Source organism: Pseudoalteromonas sp. ASV78, from assembly GCF_047806705.1.
Classification (GTDB): Bacteria; Pseudomonadota; Gammaproteobacteria; order Enterobacterales; family Alteromonadaceae; genus Pseudoalteromonas; species Pseudoalteromonas prydzensis_A.
Window position 1 is genome coordinate 491,960 of sequence record NZ_JBLOPA010000002.1, and the last position, 20,831, is coordinate 512,790.

The window sequence follows — 20,831 nt, forward strand, 5'->3', positions numbered from 1 at the left end:
CTCTAACGATAAAAAGCCCTTAGTTAAATACTAAGGGCTTTTTTAAAATGTAATTTAAAGCTGCCATGCGTAACTGAGTTTAGTGAAGAAAGTCCGTTGATCACGTTCTACACTCTTTAATGAATCATCTTGATAGCCTTTATCTGAATAGCCTAAGTAAAACAATGTTTGTGCATTGATTTTATAGGAATAAACCAGCTGACTGCCGTAATCACGGTTAATTCTATTAACATTGGCATAGTAGGCGTTTTGATTGCGGTCGATATCTTCAAACTGTAAAATCAGTTTCAGCATCGAGCGCATATTAAATTTATAGTAAACACGTAAATCGGTTAGATTCGCAGTAAATACATTATCACCTTGTGGGTTATCTAAACGGCTATAACTGTGCTCAAGCTGTACTTGCCAATGATCATTGATATCCCACGTCAGTTCTGGCTCTATGGTAAACAAATCACCTAACTGCTCATTGCTATAATCTATTTTACTGCCAAATTCACTGTAAAGCGTAATGCGTAAATCTTTGCTTGGACTAAAACCACCGTAGATATAGCCAATGTTTTGGTTATAGAAGTTACCATAATAACTCTCATTACGGTGGATCAAACCAAACTCTAAGGATGACTGTAATTGGCCTTTTAAAAAGATATAACCTTCATACTCTTCTTCAAGCAAGCTGCCATCTTGTGCCCAGGTTTTGTCCCAATCCACATTATAAGAATATTCGGTTACCATCTCACTTGCATCCAAGTACCAGGTTTGCCCGCCACCTAATAACGCTTTTTTGTAATCCACTTTTGCTTGATAGCCAACGTCAGTACGGTAATCTTCACCAATATCCTCATAACTAGCAAATAGCTTATAATCTCGTTTCTCACGGCTAAATTCGAGCATATAAGCTTGATCTGATTGATTGTTCTCTAAGCCATAATTATCGACTAAAAAAGCAGAGTTTTTAGTATCAGAGGTCGCAACTTGATACAACACACTATCGGTTTGATTAAACCAATAACTGCCATCCACAGACAGTACGGTGTTGTGATAATCATTTGCTTCACGGTGGGTGCTCATCATCCCTATAGTGCCTTGCTCACCTAGATCATACTGGTAACGCCCAATTGATGATTTTGATTTTTCAGCTAAATTAGCAAAGCCAGAACCTTGGTTGGTCGGTAATAAAATACTGGTATTTTCATCATCAGCGTACAAAAACGCATAGCTATGTGCATCCGTTTTCCCGGTTATTTTAGCCCCTAAGTCTGGCTCGGCAATCGTACGGGTATAAAGTAGTTCGAATAGGCTACTTTTAAAATATGACGCACCGTCTAAAAAGAACGGGCGTTTTTCAGCATAATAAATAGAGAATGTAGTATTTACATCTAACTCTAAACTGTCTGTCTCTACCTGCGAAAAATCTGGGTTAATGGTGGCATTGATAACCGCGTCTTGGCTGATCCCCCAACGTAAATCGAGTCCAGCTTCAGTATCAATATCACCATTTTGCCAATCCCCAGGTACAGCCTCTTTTACATCATTACGAAGTGCGGTTAAGGTCGGTGTTAATTGAATATTTTTACTGGGCTCCATGGCATTAAAGCCTGTGATTTTATCAAACTGGCAAAAGCTGCATTTCACATCACGGTCAAAACCCACATTAGACAACTGATAAAGTACCTCACGCGGGTAATTACGCCACAGCGCAAATCCCCATGTCATATCAGCTTTATTTTTAGGAAAGCGCAGTGCTGTGAACGGAATACGCATTTCAACCACATAACCTTGCTCGGTTATTTGCCCTGCGCTATCCCAAATCGCATCCCATGAAGGGTCTTCACTCCAACCGTCGGTATCTGTCATCCGCATATCACCTTGCGCACCAAGCGGGTTTACGTAAAACTCATAACCTGTTCGTTCATCATTAAAGGTATCGATCATTAGCGCAACGTTATCATCACTCCATAAACTATCACGGTCTCGAAGTGCGGCACGAATTTGACTCGGATCATTATCATAAGCAACAAGGCCAACATATAAATAGTTGCCATCTTCGTAGATATAAGCATCCGTTTTTACCGGTGGCGTGCCTTTCTCGTTAGGTTCATTTTGATAACGTAAAGGCACTAACGTGGCTTGTTGCCAGTGAGGTTCATTCAGCTGCCCATCAAGATCAATACCTTGATCAATATGTGCTAAGCTAAAATTTTGTTTTTCAGAGGCTTGGCTCAATCCGCAAAAAAGCGTAACAAACGACAACAAAAAGAAAAGAGTACATGGTTTTATTATTGATTTTAGATACTGCATAAACATCCGTTTAAAATTTAAATTACTCTTAATGAGTAAATAAGCTCACGAATTGTAATTCATGCAGGTACACTTGTTAATAGTTTGAGTGGAAATATATAACAATTATTATATATTTAGGATGAAAGTCTTAGGTTTCAATTAACTTTAGTTTATCAGGCACACCATTCCATGTATCCGCATCTGCAGGGGCTGGCTTAACCTCAGTAATTCTTGGCCAAACTAGGGCTAGTTCCGCATTAAGTTCAGTAAACTCCTTTTGCGAGTCAGGTAATTCATCTTCTTGGTAGATTGCCTCAGCAGGACATTCAGGCACGCATAACCCACAATCAATACAATCAATCGGGCTGATGGCTAAAAAATTAGGGCCTTCATAAAACGCATCTGCTGGGCACACTGCTACACAGTCGGTGTATTTACACTTTATACAGTTTTCAGTGACTACAAATGCCATTTTTACGTTTGCCTAACATAGCTTAAATTACAGCAAGGGATCATACCCAACCACAGTCAAAATACAATAAATAATCGCTGCCATCGCAGCTTAAATTAACGTAAAATAATCGGCTATTGTGAGCACCTCGCGTCAGCGACTGCTAAGACACCTAACAGAGATTAAATATGATACGTTTAACAGAAATTAAGCTGCCACTTGATCATGGCGAAGATGCCATAAAGCAAGCAATTATAACTAAACTTGGCATTGATAACAGCCAACTCCATAGCTTTAATGTCTTTAAACGTGGTTACGATGCCCGTAAAAAAACCGCAATTTTACTTATTTATACCCTCGATATTGAGGTTGCTAATGAAGCGCAATTATTAATTCAGTTTGCTAAAGACCCACATGTTAAACCCGCGCCAGATACGAGTTATAAATTCGTTGGCGAAGCCCCCGCTACTATACAAGAGCGCCCAGTGGTAATAGGCTTTGGCCCTTGCGGACTGTTTGCGGGTTTAATACTGGCGCAAATGGGCTTTAAGCCAATCATTCTAGAACGCGGCAAAGAAGTACGTGAACGTACTAAAGACACTTTCGGCTTTTGGCGCAAACGTACGCTCAATACTGAATCAAACGTACAGTTTGGTGAAGGCGGTGCAGGAACCTTCTCTGACGGTAAACTTTACAGCCAAGTTAAAGATCCAAAACATTATGGCCGCAAAGTGATCACTGAATTTGTTGCCGCAGGCGCGCCTGAAGAGATCATGTATGTCAGTAAGCCACACATTGGTACTTTTAAGCTGGTGACTATGATAGAAAAAATGCGCGCCAGCATTGAAGCGCTAGGGGGTGAAATCCGTTTTAGCACCCGTGTTGATGATATTTTACTTGATGATGGCCAAGTCACTGGCTTAAAACTCTCTACCGGTGAACAACTTAATACCCGTCATGTGGTGCTTGCGGTAGGCCACAGTGCCCGTGATACCTTTAAAATGGTGAACGACAAAGGCATTTACGTTGAAGCCAAACCGTTTTCTGTTGGCTTTAGAATCGAGCATAAACAATCGATGATTGATGAGTGCCGTTTTGGCCCTAATGCCGGCAACCCAATTCTAGGCGCGGCTGATTACAAGCTAGTGCATCATTGCGATAATGGCCGTACTGTTTACAGCTTTTGTATGTGCCCAGGCGGTACTGTGGTTGCAGCAACTTCTGAAGAAGGCCGTGTTGTTACTAATGGTATGAGCCAATATTCACGTAATGAACGCAATGCCAACAGCGCTATTGTGGTGGGGATTTCACCTGATGAAGACTATCCGGGCCACCCACTTGCAGGCATTGATCTGCAACGTAAATTGGAAGAGCAAGCCTATGCGCTCGGCGGCAGCAACTATGATGCACCAGCCCAGTTAATTGGCGACTTCTTAAAAGGTAAAGACTCAAGTGATTTAGGCGATGTAAAACCGTCTTATACGCCGGGTATCAAGCTGACAGATTTAGCCAATGTGTTACCTAAATATGCAATTGATGCCATTCGTGAAGCAATACCTGCATTTAATAAGCAAATTCGCGGCTTTTCATCGAACGATGGTTTATTAACCGGCGTTGAAACCCGTACCTCATCACCAATTTGTATCAAACGTGATAAAAGCATGCAAAGTATTAATACCCAAGGTTTATATCCGGCTGGTGAAGGCGCCGGTTATGCAGGTGGTATTTTATCGGCTGGTATTGATGGCATAAAAGCCGCTGAAGCACTGGCGCTATCTATGCTTGAGAAACACAGCTAAAAAGCTTAGATATAAAAAAGCCTGAATTACTCAGGCTTTTTTCATACTTTAAAATAACTAAGTGTTATTTCTTAAGCTTTAATTTTTCACCCTTAAGTGACTTACGCACACCAGAAATACGAGCACGATTTTTAGCTCGCGCTTCACCGGTTGCTTGACCTGATGGTTTATTTGAATGACTACGACGTAAATGCGACGGTTTTTTACCAATTTTATCAATCAGTACTTCACGATTACTTACTTCATAACCCGGTAAATATTCACGCTGAATTTTTTGACCAATTAAGGTTTCAATTTCAAACAACATGTTTTCTTCTTCGCGGCTAACAAATGAAATTGCTTGGCCTTGTTTACCAGCACGACCTGTACGACCAATGCGGTGTACGTAATCTTCAGCAAGCCATGGTAAGTCAATATTAATTACACGTGGCAGGTCATCAATATCAATCCCGCGAGCGGCAACTTCTGTAGCCACAAGTACACGTACTTTACCCGCTTTAAAATCACTTAATGCACGACGACGATTACCTTGGGTTTTATCGCCATGGCACACAGCAGCAGGGATGCCATCTAGGTTTAATTCTTTAACTAGCTCATCAGCCGTTTCTTTCATGTTGACGAACACTAACACTTGCTGCCAGTTTTTCTTACCGATCAATTCAGAAAGCAGCTCTTGTTTACGGCGCTCTTCCACTGGATAAACCACGTGATGCACGGTTGCAGCAGTACTATTTGTTTGATCAACACGAACAATTTCAGCTTGCTTGAGTACTTTACTTGCAAACTGTTTAATTGCCGCTGGGAATGTTGCAGAGAACAACAAAATTTGGCGATCTTCTGCACAGCCATTGATCACGGTTTGCATATCAGTGATAAAGCCCATATCAAGCATACGGTCAGCTTCATCGAGCACCAGATGTTGTACGTCGGCAAGGCTTAGGTTGCCTAAACGAATATGATCCAGTAAACGCCCTGGCGTTGCGACAACAATGTCTACGCCGGCTTTTAGACCATTTGCCTGACCAGCAGTATTTACACCGCCAAATAAACTCACGATTTTAAGCTTGGTATATTTAGCAAAATCAGTAAAATTATTGGCAATTTGCTCTGCAAGTTCACGCGTTGGTGCAAGCACTAAGGCACGAGGCGCATTGGTTTTTGTATATTCAACTTCAGATAATTTTTGAATAATAGGTAACGCAAATGCAGCTGTCTTACCGGTGCCTGTTTGGGCACTGGCTAAAACATCTTTGCCTTTACGCACTGCTGGAATAGCACTGCGTTGAATGGGCGTAAGGGTGTGATAGTTAAGTTCATCTAACGCCTGAAGAAGTTCAGGGGCAAAACTAAAAGATTTAAAATTCATGCTGTATAACCTGCGGCCACATTATCAAGGGTCGCAAATTATACAGCAATTTATGCTAAGCAGTTAGTTATAACTTAACTAAAGTGCCTTTTAATGCTACGCCTGCCATAATTGCACCTGCGCCACATTCATATTCTGTACTACTAACGAACTCACGTTTTTTATAGTACGACTGAATATTCACCACAGCATTCATACCTTCCTTTACCGCTCGCTCTTGTAATGCCTTAAGCGCACTAAGCATTACCCATTCACACGCTTCTTGGTCACTTTTATTAAATGCGTTGGTTTTTTTATTGGTGATCACTTCACCAAATTTACTGCTTTCTTTAGCATGTGCTTGATCTGCAAAATACAGCGGAATATCTAATAAAGCACCTTTTGCTTTACTTGTTTCTAGTAATGACTGAATTGGGTATTTACCAATATCATCACGGGCATTCGCTGATACAGCAGTTAATGAAGCTGCGACCAAAAGTGCGCTATAAACCAATTTCATCTCAATTTCCTTGTTGTGTATAAAACTTCCAAGCAATACCAAAGCCGAACGATACATTGCTATTTTTTTTCACTAATGGGCTTTGCTGTTGTTTACTATCTGCTAAGTGATGATATTTAACAAATCCACCTAGCCAGTATTTTTTAGTGTCGAAGTTGATGCCAAAAGATAGATCCGCACCAGCATATCCCGACTGATTATTAAATTCATTGCGCTGAGCGCGACTATCCTGCGGAGCAATTCCATAGTAATAATTTAAATAACGGTCATCTGCAAAATTTACGTTAGCGCGAATACTCGCAGTTAACTTAGGATCAGTGTAAGTCAGTAATGGGGTTTCAAAATACACACTAGGCCCATAATGCCAGTCAACATTGGTTATCGAGCTTTTATTCACCTTGGTAACGCTTAAAAATAAGAGAAGTATTAATACCACCAAATGCAAAATTATTACTCATTACATAATCGGTATGAATTTCTCTACCTTGCCCTGTTATATAGTCAAGTGGCGCACACAAACTATCAACTTCGGTCAAATTAATAGTTGGCGCAAACCAGTTATCCGTCATCATGTTAATACTGGCCCATGCTTCAATTGCGCCACAAGCGCCTAAAGTATGGCCTAAATAGCTTTTTAATGAGCTGATAGGTTTTCGCCCCAAGGCGTTAAAAGTAGCATGAGACTCAGCAATATCACCGCGATCGGTTGACGTACCATGCGCGTTTACATAACCTATTTTATCCGCGGATAGATTGGCGTCTTGTAACGCCATTTCAATGGCAACTTGCATGGTATCTGCAGTGGGTTGCGTAACATGTTGACCATCTGAGTTACAACCAAAACCAACCACTTCTGCAAGTATTGTTGCACCACGGGCTTTAGCATGCTCGTACTCTTCTAGAATAAGCGTTCCGGCCCCTTCGCCAATCACTAAACCATCACGCGCTTTGTCAAAAGGTCGCGGAGTCAATTTTGGGGTTTGGTTTTTAGTACTGGTGGCATACAAGGTATCAAAGACCGCGGCTTCCGTAACACATAGCTCTTCTGCTCCCCCTGCAACCATTACTTTTTGGCGACCAAACTTAATGGCTTCATAGGCATAGCCAATGCCTTGCGATCCAGATGTGCAAGCCGAACTAGTCGTGATCACACGGCCTTTAATACCAAAAAAAACGCCCACATTAACGGGAGCAGTATGTGCCATCATTTGGATATAACTGGTCGCTGTTACACCGACCATAGAACCCGTTTCCATCATTTTTGAAAACGCAATCAAGGGTTGAGTTGACCCCGTTGATGAACCAAAAGACACGCCTGTAGAGCCATCCGTTAAACTTGGATTATGTAATAAATCGGCCTGCTCTAATGCAAGTTCAGTGGTACGCGTTGACATAAGAGCAACGCGCCCCATTGAGCGTATTTGTTTACGTTTATAATGCGCAGGTTTTGTAAAGTGAGTGACCGGTGCTGCAAGTCGCGTATTTAACTCAGCTAGAAAATCCCAGTCAGACATAACTTGCACTGCGTTTTCACCGCGCTGTAACGCTTCTTTAAAAACGGGCCATTGATCTCCTAAAGCAGTAATTGCCGACATCCCCGTAACAACAACGCGTTTCATTAAACCATACCACCGTTTACAGAGATCACTTGGCGGGTAATATACGCCGCGTCATCACTAATCAAAAAAGCCACAGTACCTGCAACTTCCTTGACGGCGCCCATACGTTTTAGTGGGATCATCTTAAGCATTTCATCGACCGGTAAATCATCGGTCATTTGCGTATCAATTAAACCGGGGGCAACGCAGTTAACGGTAATTTTGCGCTTGGCAAGTTCAAGTGATAACGCCTTAGTTGCACCAATAATACCCGCTTTTGCAGCACTGTAATTGACCTGCCCACGGTTACCAGCAATACCCGATACCGACGACATAGTAACAATGCGCCCGCCTTTTCGTCCTTGTACCATCGGCATCACTGTTGGGTGCACAACATTGTAAAATCCTTCAAGACCGGTGCGAATAACACTGTCCCAATCTTCACCTGACATAGCAGGAAAAGCCATATCATTGGTGATCCCTGCATTACATACCACACCATAATATGCGCCGTGCTCAGCAATATCGGCTTCGATTTGTTGTTTTGCAGCAGCTCTATCACACACATCAAATTGTAATAAACTGGCATTTTGCCCACGTGCGGTAATTTCATCACAGGTTTGTTTTGCACTTTCGAGCCCAGTGCGACAATGCACCGCAATGTCGTAGCCATCCTCGGCTAAGCGTAATGCGATCGCCTTACCGATACCACGGCTTGACCCTGTTACTAAAATTCGTTTTGTCATTGTTGTTCTCTTATAAATTGCATTGGGTCTTGCGGTTGAAACACATTAATTTTAGCTTCACATAATGCTGTGTTATTGTTTTTTATACAGCATTCAAACACACTTAACCCAGAATCTTCTTCATATAACTTTGCAACTGTAACCTGTAATACTGAGCCCATATTAAAAACAGGGGTATGCGTTTTGTATTTACGCGTGCCAATTAAAAAACCTATTTTGACCGCCTCACCTTGGTCTTTAGCCAAAGCGCCTGCATAAGCGGCAATTGCCTGTGCCATATACTCAGTACCAATATAACTTGGCACACCTTGTAAATCGTCTGAATAAAATGCACTGGTTGGCGAAATAGTCACTTCGCAAGTAGCGCTGTCTTGCTCATAACAGATAAGCTTATTAAGCAAAATCATAGGCGCACTATGAGGGACTACTTGCTCAATATTATAGTTGTTCATCAATAAGTCCTAGTATGACACTGACATTATTGCCGCCAAATGCAAATGAATTGGACAGACAATATTTTAGAGGTTTTATAAAAGGTGAAGTCAGCAATGCAATCTCACCAAGAGCAGGGTCTTGTTCACCAGTATTAAAAGGTAAAGTAGTCACCGAATCATTATTAATTAAACTTAACCAACAGATCCCCGCTTCTATAGCCCCCGCAGCGCCTAGCGTATGCCCGCTTAAATGCTTACTTGAGCTCACTGGCGTATTGTTGCCAAATACACGATTAATTGCAAGTGACTCCATAGCATCATTTTGCTGTGTGGCCGTGCCGTGCGCATTAATGTAATCAATATCATCGGCAGTTAAGTTTGCATCTCTTAATGCCGCACACATCGCTTGCTCTGCACCACTGCCGTCTGGCGCTGGTGCAGAAATATGATGAGCATCGGAGCTTTCGCCCCCACCTATAAATGCAACAGCGTTCCCTTGATTGCGTTTTTTACTCATCACAAATAACGCCGCACCTTCACCGATATTAATGCCACTTCGAGCAAGCGAAAACGGTTGGCAAACAGCATCGCTAATTGATGACAGTGAGTCAAAGCCATTGACGGTCAACTGGCATAAGCTATCAACACCACCACATATAACCACATCAGCAAGATCAGCTAAAAGTAATGCCCTTGCACTGATCATCGCTTTTGAGCTTGAGCTGCATGCCGTTGAAATACTGTAACACGGGCCTGTCGCATTCAACTGTTTGGCAATATAGTTCGCAGGAGCGATCAGTGATTGATCTTCATAGTTATATTCTTCAGGCCAATAGCCTGCCTGTTTAAATTGCATACGTGCGCGTTCACCTTCGTGAATTGACGCAGTACTGGTACCAATCACCACAGCAATACGCTGATCAGCAACATTAAATTGCTCAAGCGTTGGCTTTATTTGCGCAAGCGCATCATCAATCAAGGTGTAGGTGCGAAGTATCGCTGATAAAGGCAGTGTTTTAACCATCCCAACATAAGTTTGCCGGCCATCAAATGCTAATTCATCCGTTGCCGTTAGCGTATTAATATGTTGAGAATTTAAACTTTTGATGGTCTGCTGATGCCCTGCACCCAAGGCGCTCACAATCCCTAAATCATTTAACCAAACCGGCATCACTGCTCAACCCTTTGAAATTGAATTTTATAATCGCGCTGATAATTAATAAGTTGGGTTACAGGCCCAGAAAAATCAATTGAGACTAATAGTTGTTCGTCATTAACAATACGACGCTCAGCACCACTATCTTGCATAACCGCACCATGAAGCCTGTTATTGATCTCAGCAACCGGCCAATGTACTAGCATTATATCAGCTAAGATATAACGCGGATCAATCCCTGCAATAGGCAACATTTTTGTACTTTTGATTGGCGCACCAATTGGCTTTTCTAAAATAAAAATAGGCATTCCTTGCGCCGTCATCACCACTAAATTTATCCCCTGCTGCTCATCAATACTTAATTGCGCAAGTAAAGTATGCTGCTGCTCTTGGTGCGAAACCTGCAATACTTGCTGCCAATTATCAATTATTAACTGTTTCGGTGGATCAGCTAACTCCAGCGTCGTATTATCGGCGATCTCAACCACACTCTGCGGTGTAAATTGTGTAGTACATGCAGTTAAAAACATAATAACGGCTAATGCAGCGGTGCGTATTATGACTGACATAAAGCCACCAAGGTAGTGAGCCTACGCTCACTCTGTTTCACAAATGGATTGTCGGTATCCCATGCATAGCCAGCTAAGATTGCACTGATCATTTCTCTTACTTGATGATTTTGCTCTGTATAGAAGATAACATCCTGAAAACGTCCATCGTACCAAGCACTGACATAGGTTCTAAAACAATCGACCCCTGCCTGTAGAGGCTCACTGTAATCCGCGATAAAATCAACGTTTTCACCGCGTAGATGTCTATCCACTAAAGGCGCAATCAAGGCAGCTGATTTAAGCGCTATGGTCACACCCGATGAAAACACAGGATCTAAAAACTCACCAGCATTACCTAGTAAGGCAAAGTTACTGCCAACTAAAGATTTTACATTGGCTGAGTAGCCGCTAATACTGCGTGCTTCACCTATAGCTGCTCGTCTGTTAAGCAATTGCGCTAAAAATGGGTCTTGCTCAATAAAGTCATTTAAACACGCCAGCGGCTCGGCATTTTTAGCAAATCGACTCTGCTGTGCAACAACACCAATGCTAGCAGTGCCATCGCTAAAAGGGATCAGCCAATACCAGATATCTTTATGAATTGGATGCACATTAATTAGGATTTTATTGCGGTCGAAGCTTTCATCAACGATGCCATCTTTGAAGTGACTGAAAAAAGCACTGCGCACAGGAAAGTCAGACGGCTGTTCAAGATCTAATAAACGCGGCAATACGCGCCCAAAACCACTGGCGTCTAAAATAAATCGCGCTGTGACTGTGTATTCGTTTTGTAGCTGATCTTTTACTTGTAACTGAGCGCCATCAACTAGGTTATTATAAGCAACGACTGTATGCTGATAACGAATTTCAGCACCTTGCTGCTGGGCACCATCGGCAAGGCATTTGTCAAAATCAGCACGTTTAACTTGGTAAGTAGTCCCTGGGCCTTGGCTAAATTTCTCAGTGAAGTTAATACTCGCGTGTTCGCCGCTGCGTTGAAACGCAGCACCATTTTTAAATTGAAAGCCCAGTGACGCGGCATTTTCATGCAGTGCATCGAGTAAGCCGGCTTGCTCTAAATACACCATACATTGTGGTAATAAGCTTTCACCAATGGAAAAGCGTGGAAATGTTTGCTGCTCTAATACCAGCACCTGCCAACCCCGTTTTACCAATAAACTGGCTGCAACTGCGCCAGATGGGCCTGCACCAATGATCACCACGTCGTACTGTTGATTTTCCGTATTCACCTATTTTCCCTACTTTTAGGCAGTTCTAATGTCAATGGAGCCAAAACAAATATAGCCATCAGGCCAATCATAATAGTTAAACCAAAGCTATAGATTGCAGGAGTGATTGACATCGCTAACATCCCAAAGACCCACATGGATGAAGCCGCCGATAAACTGATCGCGATGATATTCTCTCGACTCAATTGATTTATTTGATAAAAAACAAGGTAATCGATAGACAATGCCATCACCAACAAGCTACCGAGCAAATTAAAAATCGATAAACTACCTTGCAGTACGCTGCATAACGATAAAATAATCGCGATGGTAAGTACTAGCACCCCACTTTGCTTAAATGCACACACCACTCCAAAACGCCATGCAAATAAAATGGCAGCCAAGAGGATGGCGCAGCCTAGGGTAATCAGCAGTGAATGACTATAATGTGTAAGGCCCTCGCTAAGCAATGCCACTTTATTGTAAGTCAGTAATTGCGGATCCGCAGAGGCAAATTCGGCTAAAACACTCGCCGGCACGTCAGTTACCATAAACCAACTTGCTACAAATTCGTCGTCTCTCATCACTTGTTGCTCAATGAGAGGCGCTAAGGGCGATGCGAGTAAGCTCTCTAGGGTTAACGCCTTTGTAGATGCCGAGAATGGCTGTCCGGTCATATTTTCTACCGGAGTGAACACGCCTTGTCTGTGTTTTGCTTTAACTAGCGCGCTATTACGTTCTTGCATTGCAATACTTGGTAATAAATCGCTGAGTAAATTAAGCTCAGCATCGGGAGATTGTAACTGCAGCGCTGTTTTAAAAGTTGTTAATTGCTCAAGTAGTGCTTGTTCATCATCAGCAAACATGATCATGATTTGACCATTATCTCGCCCTAGTAATGATAAATGAAAAGCTTCATTTTCTATTAATGCTTGCGGACTTGCATTTAGCAAGCGAACATCATTGTTTAAGCTTACTGGTGTATGTAAATAGCAAACCGTGATCAATCCGACACTGGCTGCAATTGCATAGCGGCGTAATTGCAGCAAGCCTAGCAAGCTAACTTTTAGCTTATCGGCGATATTTATTATTGGCGCTGCAATAATGAGCTGATGTTGCCATTGTTGAGTAATGAATAAAGTACACAGCCATGCACTAAACAGCCCAGCCACAACAAATACCCCAACCTGAGCAAGCAACAGCATTGGCGAAAAATATAAACTCGCATAACCGAGTGACGTTGTCAGCAAGGATAACAGCAGCGCTAATTTTAAGCCTCGGCTGTAACCTTTTCGCTCGCCACTACAGAGATCCAGCATGCCATGAAATGAATAATCAATGGCAATGCCAATAAGTGTAACGGCAAATACTAAAGTGAGAATATGAACCTGGGAAAACACGGCAAGTAATACAGCGGCACCGCCTAATATCGCACTCATCACAGTCACTGAGGCAAGCCATAGCGCGACACTTGAACGAAACACCCACACAATCATAGTGATCAGCGCAAGCAGACTCAATGTACCAAATAATGCCATTTCATATTTGGCTTGGCTGGCATTTGCGCTGGTATGAAATACCGCCCCCGAATAGCGTACTGTTGTTTGCGGAAAGTCCGCAGATAACTGCTTTAGCTGTTGAGCAATACTGGCCGTAAGTAGTTCAGCTTCATTAATACCAAACGCATTATCACTGATCTGTGCAAATAGCAGATAATACTTGGCATCATTATGAAATGCCGTTAAACGGTTTTTCTCGAGGTTAAAGGTTTGCAGGTTTTGCATTTGTTCGGCTAAAAAACTGCCAAGGCTTAAACTAGCATCGAGGTTGATAGTCGCACTGACAAACGGATCGGCAATCTGGCTGAGCTTTTGATAATAAAAAGTGCTAAACGTAGTTTGAGTTTCAAGTGCGCCGCGATATTCCTCACTCAGTAAACGTCCGGCGTAGGGAGCATAAAATTGACTCAAAGCATCAATACGCGGCACATCAAAACGCGCAGGCAGATCGTTAGCGATAAGCCAATCGTTGAGCTTATCATGCACTTGTTCAGCATTTTGCCCGGTAATAGAAAACATCACTTGCTGTTTATTACCTGCAAAAAAGTGCGCTTCAACACTATCAATGCGTGTGTCAGATTGTGGCATTAAAGCTAAAATATCGCTATCAATATGCGGTTTTTGCAAAGCGATAACCACCGCTAATAATAGCGCTAACCCCGATAACCAAGCAAATGCACTACACCAGCGAGCCACTTTAATTTATTTCCGCAGCTGCAGGCGCTAAATAGTTAAAATGTATAATCGTGTAGTTGGCATTATGTTCGTTTAAACGTACCTGTTGCACTTTACCCTGCTCCGCACACAGCTGAAAACTGACGAACAACTGGCTCAATAACTGATCTTTTGGCAGCAACAACGAGCACCCTGCTTGTGTGTCATCAGAGAGTGTAAATTGCTGCCCTAAAGCGTCTAAGTCATGGCTGATTATCGCCTGTAGTAAATTCACAAAAGGGGCAGCTCCCGTTTGCAGTACCGCTTCACCTTGAGCATTTTCGACATAGACCTGGCCATTTTTAATCAACAAGGTATTGTTTATTGGTTTTGTCACCTGCCATTTCAGTTGCTCTTGATCAAGTGTAAACACGCCACTGGAAATAAAGGGTTTTGTAAAGCCTGCAAAATATTTTTCTTGGCTAAACTCCCCAACTTTATTGGGCGGCTGTTCAGATGCTGAAATAATCGTTGTTAACAAACAGCCTACGCAGAATAAAAATAATCGTATCATTACATGACCTTATGCAGTTTTTCAGTTATCACCGCTGGAGAAACATATTGCAGTTCATCTGTTTGCACATCAACGGCCACCTGCACAGTCGTCGCTTTCGTCAGCTTTTTAGCCGTTTGGCAATCGGTGATCACATAATCAATACGCAAACGTGTTTCATATTCTTTTAAATAAGCATCAACACGTATTTTTTGCAAGAACATTGCAGGGCTAACATATTTTATCCGCATATCAACAATTGGCCACGCATAACCCGATTCTTTCATTTGCATATAGTCATAATCAAATAAACGCAATAGTTCACAACGTGCAACTTCAAGGTAGCGGGCATAGTTGCCGTGCCACACCACATTCATTGGATCGCAGTCATGAAAAGGAATTTCAATTTCAACATGAGTGCTGAGCAATGCGCCTTTACTATTCATATAAACTCCAGCGTTTCCTCTGAATTGCATCAACCGTAAACCTTAACACACCTTCTAATGGGCGATCTTCATCAAGCACTTCAAAATACTCACAAATATCGTTATACATTGTTTGTACGTCTGCTGTTAAGCTTGAATAATCAAGTTCATTTTGAGCAATTCGCAACCGCAATGCTTGTACGCTCGCAAGTAATGTACTGGCAACCACTTGCTCAGTTAATTGTAAAATACGTAAACAATCACGGGCTGCAATGGTTCCCATGCTCACTTTATCTTGATTATGACATTCAGTAGAACGTGAAAACACACTCGCTGGCATGGTTAATTTAAGTGCTTCTGCGGTGTAAGCGCTAGCGCCAATTTGTACGGCTTTAAAACCATGATTGATATAACGTCTTTCACTGGTGCTGGCAGACAAGTTTGATGGCAAACCATTGTTGTAACGCGTATCCACTAATGAGGCAATTTGCCGATCCGCTAAATCGGCCAAATTTGCTACTGCCGTTTTCATACTGTCCATCACCATGGCAATATGGCCACCATAAAAATGTCCACCATGTAAAACGTGTTCACCTTCGCCATCAATGATCGGGTTATCGTTGGCTGAATTAAGCTCATTTTCAATCATTTGCCTAAACCACGGTAAGCTATCCTGCACCACACCGATGACATGAGGCGCGCAGCGAATTGAATAACGATCTTGCAGGCGGTCGGCATTACGCGGGTGCTCTACATGATTTAAATCGCTACGGATCCAACTCGCTATTTGTTGTTGACCTGGGTGTGGCTTAACCGAAAATAAAATATCGTCAAAGTGATGACTATTGCCCTTTAAGGCTAAACTTGCAAAAGCAGTGATACGACTGGTTAATTTAGCTAAATAGGCACTGCGGTCAAACGCTAAACAGGCAAGAGCGGTCATTACAGCCGTGCCATTCATCACTGCTAGGCCCTCTTTAGGTCTAAGCGTTAACGGTGTTAAACCCAGCTCTTGCATAACACTTAAGCTATTGCGAATTTCGCCTTTATAAAACACATCGCGCTCACCTATCATCGCCCCTGCAACGTATGACAATGGCGTTAAATCGCCACTGGCTCCCACTGAGCCTTCTTGCGGAATAACCGGGACAATATTATGATTTAAATACGCAGTGAGCAGATTTAGCATATCCCAACTAACACCAGAATACCCTTGCGATAAAGATGCCAAACGGGTTGCTAATATTGCGCGCCCTTGAGCCACATTAAACACATCGCCTAACCCACAACCGTGGAAGCGTGTTAAATGCAGCGGTAATTCGTCTACAAGCGCCAGTGGTACTTTTACTGTAACCGAATCACCATAGCCGGTCGTTACGCCATAGATCACACCGTCTTCTTTTAATAATTGATCTAAAAAGGCCACTGCACTGTTAATTTTACGCGCTAGTTGTTCATCACCAGAGAGCGCAACAGCACCTTGCTCGAGTGCAATATACACAATATCTTCAATTGTTAAACGCTGATTTCCAAATACTGTAGTAGCGAGATCCGACACCTTACTTCCCCTTCTTTTGGTCACGGATCACAGTGTGATCATTTTGCCAAAAATCATAAAAATTAAACCATTGATATGGATACAAAGCCGTATAATGAGCTAGACGTGCTGCATAATCCGAAATAACAAGTTGTAATGCATGCTGACGTGTTTTGCGTGGTAAAGCGAGTTTATCTGCGTATTTTTCAAATACAACACGATAAAATAAGCCTTTTTGTGCGCTACGATCTTTTAAACAAAACAAAAAGAAAACAGGGCAATCAAGCAATGCGGCTAAAATAAACGGCCCTTGTGAAAAAGCCGCGGGTTTACCTAAAAAGTCACATTCAATCACTCGGCCTGCGCTCGTGCTGCTAGTTCTATCACCAACGATCACCACAATTTCACCTTGCTCTACTTTTTCTTTGAGCAATATAGCAATGTCAGGACCAAGATCTGTCACTTGGATTAAATTAACGCTCACAGCAGGATTAATACGCTTAAGAATTTTATTAAATTCCACCGCATGATGAGTAAAAACCAACACATTAATGCGTTTACTACTGCGATGTTGACTAAGCGCACGACACACTTCGAGATTACCCAGGTGAGAACCTATAAACACCGCGCCTTGGCGCTGTTCATCTAATTGTTTATACAGCGCTTCATTTGTATACACAATATCGGACTGCTTGATTCGTCCAAGCCATGCATCAATTTTATCAAATGCGCTATTCGCAAATGAACGAAAATGGCGGAAACTATCACGCCAAGACGCGTGTTTGTTTACACCATTACAGCGATTAACTTGGGTTAAAAATTGCAGCGAGGCGGTACGCGCCGTTTTCCCTGTGAGAAATAAATACAGCAAAACAGGAAACAACACTATCCATAAACCTTTGCGTCCGAGTACCCGATAGCTTAACAGCAAAATTTGCATGCCAAGCTGATTACCCCGCTCTTGCATTCTTGACCAATGTTTTACTGCCATTAGCGCGCAACCTTACGCAAAAGTAATTTAGGAATACGCACTAACATGCCAAAAAATAACCGTGTGTGTAACCAAGAAATGCCAACATTATCGTGCAGAGCGCGAAAATGAGAAACGCCATCTTCGGGGTAGATCACTTGAGTAGGAATAAATGTAACGCGTGCACCTTGCCAATATAAACGCACTAAAATTTCGATATCAAAGTCCATCCGCGTGCCTAGCGCACGTTTATTCATTAATTGCGCAGTTTGTTGCAGCGGATAAACCCTAAAACCACACATAGAATCAACAATATCAAAACTCAGGGTTTCAACCCATACCCAAAAATGAGTGATATAACGGCTTAAATAACGATGCTTTGGCACTGAACTGTCATAAATTGGGCAACCACTCACTACATTTTCTGGCGCTTTCTCGCTGGCGGCAATCAATTTACTAATATCGTTTAAGCTATGCTGGCCATCTGCATCAACTTGTATTGCATGGCTAAAGCCATTTGCAAATGCGTAACGTAAACCAGTCTGAACAGCGCCCCCTTTGCCTTGGTTTTCACTGTGGGTAAGTAAGGTCAAAAACGGGTAACCTTGCGCAAGGCTAGCAAATACCTGTTTAGCATCAGCAGCACTGCCATCATCAATCATAATAATAGGTAATGATAATTCGCTCAGTTCACTTAATACCCCAGCAATCGCATGGGTATGATTATAATTAGGAATAACAATACAGTAACGATTCATAATGGTTGCGATGCAAATACCAGCCTACCACTGGCGTGTTGGCCTTTATCAGAGTGATAACTAAAAATACATTTACCGTTTTTATTACGCTCAAGCGTCAGGTTAACAGTCATATTCACCGTGGTGACAACTTGAAATTTAAGTACTTCTACATCTTGTACGATTGCTGGAAATGCCAAATACTGCTGCGCAAATTTTACAGCCCAATCTAACTGTACAACACCCGCAAGAATGGGGGCGTCTGGAAAGTGACCACGAAAATAATCAATATCTTCACTAATATATAATGCCAAACTGACTTTATCTGCTGAGTGCGATAACACAGTGACATCTGGCTGAGTGTTATTCAGGCTTTGCAAAGTACTGCTCCATGGTTTTTATATGTAACTTAGCTTGGCTATTATAAGGAAGCGCTTGAATATACCGCCATTTTCTAGGCAAACAGACGCGTTCAAATCGACTCGATAAAAAATTAATCAACAGCCGATTGGTCGCCAATTTACCCTGAGAATCTAAATGCTGGTGACCTGCTGCGCTAAGTACTACCAGCGCACCAATCTGCACGCGTTTAGCCGGCACAACCAGTAATTTAGCTTCTTGTATCCATTCATGTTTAATTAGCAAGGCTTCTAATTCATCGAGATTAAGCCGTTTTTCTTCAATTTTGATGGTGCGGTCTAAACGACCTAGCAAATGAAATTGACCATTACTGAGCAGCGTTGCACTGTCATCTAACGGCACGTTTTTTTGTTGTAAGATATACGAGTCTAACCGTAATAGGCCACGCTCATTCACAGACAATTGATTACCTGAAAATGGCTGCCAAGGCGTATTTATTGAAGCATCTAACACTTGCCGATAGGCAATCCCACCGGTTTCAGTACTGCCATACACCTGCGTAATTGGTCGCTTAAGCTGCTGATAAAGTGTTTGCGCATGCTCGTTATTTAGCGGCCCACCCGATGAAAAGAGCCATTGCAGCGAGGCTTTTTGCGTAATTAAAACGTTATCATTACATAACCTAGCTAATTGCGCAGGACTTGAAACTAAAACGGCTTGAGGACACAATTGCAGTTTTTGCGCTATATGCTCTGGGTATTGCAGCTGGGTGCTATCAATAATGTGACCATTTGCTAAAGGCCATAACAAACGAAACAGTAAGCCATAGATATGCTGATGCGACACCGTTGAGATAAAAGTAAGCCGGCCTAACAACGGAAAACTTGAACTCAATACCATCAGCTCGCGATTGAGGACATGCCATGATTTAACAATCGGTTTTGATTGGCCGGACGAGCCCGAGGTATAAAACACCACCATCGCTTCGCTAGGCCACGTGAGTGCAATATTAGATGGATTTACAATTTGTGGTTGCGTCTCAACATTCAACAGCCCATCAGTAAAGAGTAAATTACTGTCATCACCACAAAAAATAGCACTTTGTTGTAAAAAAATTTGCAAGGTTTCGGGTTGACCATTAGGTGGTAAAATAACGGTATGACCACGGGTTGCCAGTGCAAATAAGCGCACAGCAAACTGATAGGTGTCTGGATGAAATAACACAACCTGACTAGCTGGCTTTAACTGATGTAATTGGCTTTGGAAATGTGCAACATCAGCTACAAACTCGCTTTGCGTGATCAGCCGCTGATCGACAAAAAATGCAGCCTTGTCATCAAATTGTATAGGCCTAACTGGCATTGTTTCTTACCTTTTGTCTAACTAACCACTCAATTGCCATAATCATCCCAATTATGATATAGGCAATCAAACCATTATACAGAGTCCATACCGATAACGATGTATATAAACTGGTGTACAGCGCCGCACTGGCATTAACAATAAAAAAAACACACCACAATTTAGTAACTTGGCGAGTATAACGAATACCTGTGGCGTCTAATTCTGGTTCACGAATACGCGCAAAGCTTTCAATTACGGGTGGCCCAAAACGCAATGAAAAAGCAAACGTAATAGCCATCACAGTGTTAATAATTACAGGATACAAACGCAAGCCAATCTCAGTGCTTTGCCACGTTGAGATAATCAACGCTATCACCGCTAACACACTTGCTGGTATTAGCCAAGGCATGTGTTTTAGCAATTGACGACTTCCTAATAAACGAATAATAACTAAAGCAATCAATACCATGCTGACATATTTCACAGACGTATACTGCAAACCAAAATACACAATGAATGGATATAAGGTTAAACAGACTAGCGCCAGCGTAATACTCATTGCTTTTAGCATATTAGATCG

At 42.2% G+C, this 20,831-nt stretch carries 21 protein-coding genes; 1 reads left to right on the forward strand and 20 read right to left on the reverse strand.

What is annotated here, in order from left to right; translation table 11 throughout:
• Positions 1 to 54: 54 nt before the first annotated feature.
• Both ACMVDV_RS20255 and fdxA read right to left on the reverse strand, forming a co-directional pair.
• Positions 55 to 2,301: a DUF5916 domain-containing protein gene (locus ACMVDV_RS20255; protein WP_416159420.1), complete on the reverse strand. Its 2,247-nt coding sequence runs from the start codon at positions 2,299 to 2,301 to the stop codon at positions 55 to 57.
• A gap of 130 nt (positions 2,302 to 2,431) precedes the next feature.
• A complete protein-coding gene (gene fdxA, locus ACMVDV_RS20260) occupies positions 2,432 to 2,755 on the reverse strand; it encodes a ferredoxin FdxA (RefSeq protein WP_283709196.1) in 324 nt (107 codons plus the stop codon).
• A 167-nt stretch (positions 2,756 to 2,922) separates the two neighbouring features.
• Between fdxA and ACMVDV_RS20265 the strand changes: the two genes are divergently transcribed.
• Positions 2,923 to 4,533 carry an NAD(P)/FAD-dependent oxidoreductase gene (locus ACMVDV_RS20265; protein WP_416159421.1) on the forward strand — a complete coding sequence of 537 codons (1,611 nt, stop codon included), beginning with the start codon at positions 2,923 to 2,925 and terminating at the stop codon, positions 4,531 to 4,533.
• Between the two features lie 64 nt (positions 4,534 to 4,597).
• Here the strand turns inward: ACMVDV_RS20265 and ACMVDV_RS20270 are convergent, their stop codons facing one another.
• The 18 genes from ACMVDV_RS20270 to ACMVDV_RS20355 all read right to left on the reverse strand — a co-directional run bounded on the left by ACMVDV_RS20270 (position 4,598) and on the right by ACMVDV_RS20355 (position 20,822).
• Positions 4,598 to 5,899 carry a DEAD/DEAH box helicase gene (locus ACMVDV_RS20270; protein WP_416159422.1) on the reverse strand — a complete coding sequence of 434 codons (1,302 nt, stop codon included), beginning with the start codon at positions 5,897 to 5,899 and terminating at the stop codon, positions 4,598 to 4,600.
• 67 nt (positions 5,900 to 5,966) lie between these two features.
• The gene (locus ACMVDV_RS20275; protein WP_416159423.1) at positions 5,967 to 6,398 is read right to left on the reverse strand and encodes an excinuclease ABC subunit A; all 432 of its coding nucleotides are present in this window, start codon (positions 6,396 to 6,398) and stop codon (positions 5,967 to 5,969) included.
• Position 6,399: 1 nt separating this feature from the next.
• On the reverse strand, positions 6,400 to 6,795 hold the full coding sequence (locus tag ACMVDV_RS20280) for a MipA/OmpV family protein (RefSeq protein ID WP_416159424.1): 396 nt from the start codon (positions 6,793 to 6,795) through the stop codon (positions 6,400 to 6,402).
• Complete coding sequence (locus tag ACMVDV_RS20285; protein WP_416159425.1) at positions 6,788 to 8,017, reverse strand: beta-ketoacyl-ACP synthase; 1,230 nt, start codon at positions 8,015 to 8,017, stop codon at positions 6,788 to 6,790. Before ACMVDV_RS20285 ends, ACMVDV_RS20280 begins: the two co-directional genes overlap by 8 nt.
• Positions 8,017 to 8,742 carry a 3-oxoacyl-ACP reductase FabG gene (fabG, locus tag ACMVDV_RS20290; RefSeq protein ID WP_304183797.1) on the reverse strand — a complete coding sequence of 242 codons (726 nt, stop codon included), beginning with the start codon at positions 8,740 to 8,742 and terminating at the stop codon, positions 8,017 to 8,019. The genes ACMVDV_RS20285 and fabG overlap by 1 nt, the downstream gene beginning before the upstream one ends.
• Positions 8,739 to 9,194 carry a 3-hydroxylacyl-ACP dehydratase gene (locus ACMVDV_RS20295; protein ID WP_416159426.1) on the reverse strand — a complete coding sequence of 152 codons (456 nt, stop codon included), beginning with the start codon at positions 9,192 to 9,194 and terminating at the stop codon, positions 8,739 to 8,741. Before ACMVDV_RS20295 ends, fabG begins: the two co-directional genes overlap by 4 nt.
• Positions 9,181 to 10,347, reverse strand: a complete 1,167-nt coding sequence (locus tag ACMVDV_RS20300; RefSeq protein ID WP_416159427.1) for a beta-ketoacyl-ACP synthase — start codon at positions 10,345 to 10,347, stop codon at positions 9,181 to 9,183. Before ACMVDV_RS20300 ends, ACMVDV_RS20295 begins: the two co-directional genes overlap by 14 nt.
• Positions 10,347 to 10,901 (reverse strand): DUF3261 domain-containing protein, encoded by a 555-nt coding sequence (locus ACMVDV_RS20305; protein ID WP_416159428.1) that lies wholly within the window; start codon positions 10,899 to 10,901, stop codon positions 10,347 to 10,349. The genes ACMVDV_RS20300 and ACMVDV_RS20305 overlap by 1 nt, the downstream gene beginning before the upstream one ends.
• Complete coding sequence (locus ACMVDV_RS20310; protein ID WP_416159429.1) at positions 10,889 to 12,133, reverse strand: NAD(P)/FAD-dependent oxidoreductase; 1,245 nt, start codon at positions 12,131 to 12,133, stop codon at positions 10,889 to 10,891. The genes ACMVDV_RS20305 and ACMVDV_RS20310 overlap by 13 nt, the downstream gene beginning before the upstream one ends.
• Positions 12,130 to 14,367 carry a transporter gene (locus ACMVDV_RS20315; RefSeq protein ID WP_416159430.1) on the reverse strand — a complete coding sequence of 746 codons (2,238 nt, stop codon included), beginning with the start codon at positions 14,365 to 14,367 and terminating at the stop codon, positions 12,130 to 12,132. The genes ACMVDV_RS20310 and ACMVDV_RS20315 overlap by 4 nt, the downstream gene beginning before the upstream one ends.
• 1 nt (position 14,368) lies before the next feature.
• Complete coding sequence (locus tag ACMVDV_RS20320; protein ID WP_416159431.1) at positions 14,369 to 14,899, reverse strand: LolA family protein; 531 nt, start codon at positions 14,897 to 14,899, stop codon at positions 14,369 to 14,371.
• Complete coding sequence (locus tag ACMVDV_RS20325) at positions 14,899 to 15,324, reverse strand: acyl-CoA thioesterase (RefSeq protein ID WP_416159432.1); 426 nt, start codon at positions 15,322 to 15,324, stop codon at positions 14,899 to 14,901. Before ACMVDV_RS20325 ends, ACMVDV_RS20320 begins: the two co-directional genes overlap by 1 nt.
• Positions 15,317 to 16,861 carry an HAL/PAL/TAL family ammonia-lyase gene (locus tag ACMVDV_RS20330; protein WP_304183813.1) on the reverse strand — a complete coding sequence of 515 codons (1,545 nt, stop codon included), beginning with the start codon at positions 16,859 to 16,861 and terminating at the stop codon, positions 15,317 to 15,319. Before ACMVDV_RS20330 ends, ACMVDV_RS20325 begins: the two co-directional genes overlap by 8 nt.
• Position 16,862: 1 nt before the next feature.
• Positions 16,863 to 17,831, reverse strand: coding sequence for an acyltransferase (locus ACMVDV_RS20335; protein WP_416159433.1), 969 nt, complete (start codon positions 17,829 to 17,831; stop codon positions 16,863 to 16,865).
• Positions 17,831 to 18,568, reverse strand: coding sequence for a glycosyltransferase family 2 protein (locus ACMVDV_RS20340; protein WP_304183816.1), 738 nt, complete (start codon positions 18,566 to 18,568; stop codon positions 17,831 to 17,833). The genes ACMVDV_RS20335 and ACMVDV_RS20340 overlap by 1 nt, the downstream gene beginning before the upstream one ends.
• Positions 18,565 to 18,927, reverse strand: coding sequence for a thioester dehydrase (locus ACMVDV_RS20345; protein WP_304183818.1), 363 nt, complete (start codon positions 18,925 to 18,927; stop codon positions 18,565 to 18,567). The genes ACMVDV_RS20340 and ACMVDV_RS20345 overlap by 4 nt, the downstream gene beginning before the upstream one ends.
• A complete protein-coding gene (locus tag ACMVDV_RS20350) occupies positions 18,911 to 20,269 on the reverse strand; it encodes an AMP-binding protein (protein WP_416159434.1) in 1,359 nt (452 codons plus the stop codon). Before ACMVDV_RS20350 ends, ACMVDV_RS20345 begins: the two co-directional genes overlap by 17 nt.
• A complete protein-coding gene (locus tag ACMVDV_RS20355; protein WP_416159435.1) occupies positions 20,259 to 20,822 on the reverse strand; it encodes a hypothetical protein in 564 nt (187 codons plus the stop codon). Before ACMVDV_RS20355 ends, ACMVDV_RS20350 begins: the two co-directional genes overlap by 11 nt.
• Positions 20,823 to 20,831: the final 9 nt, after the last annotated feature.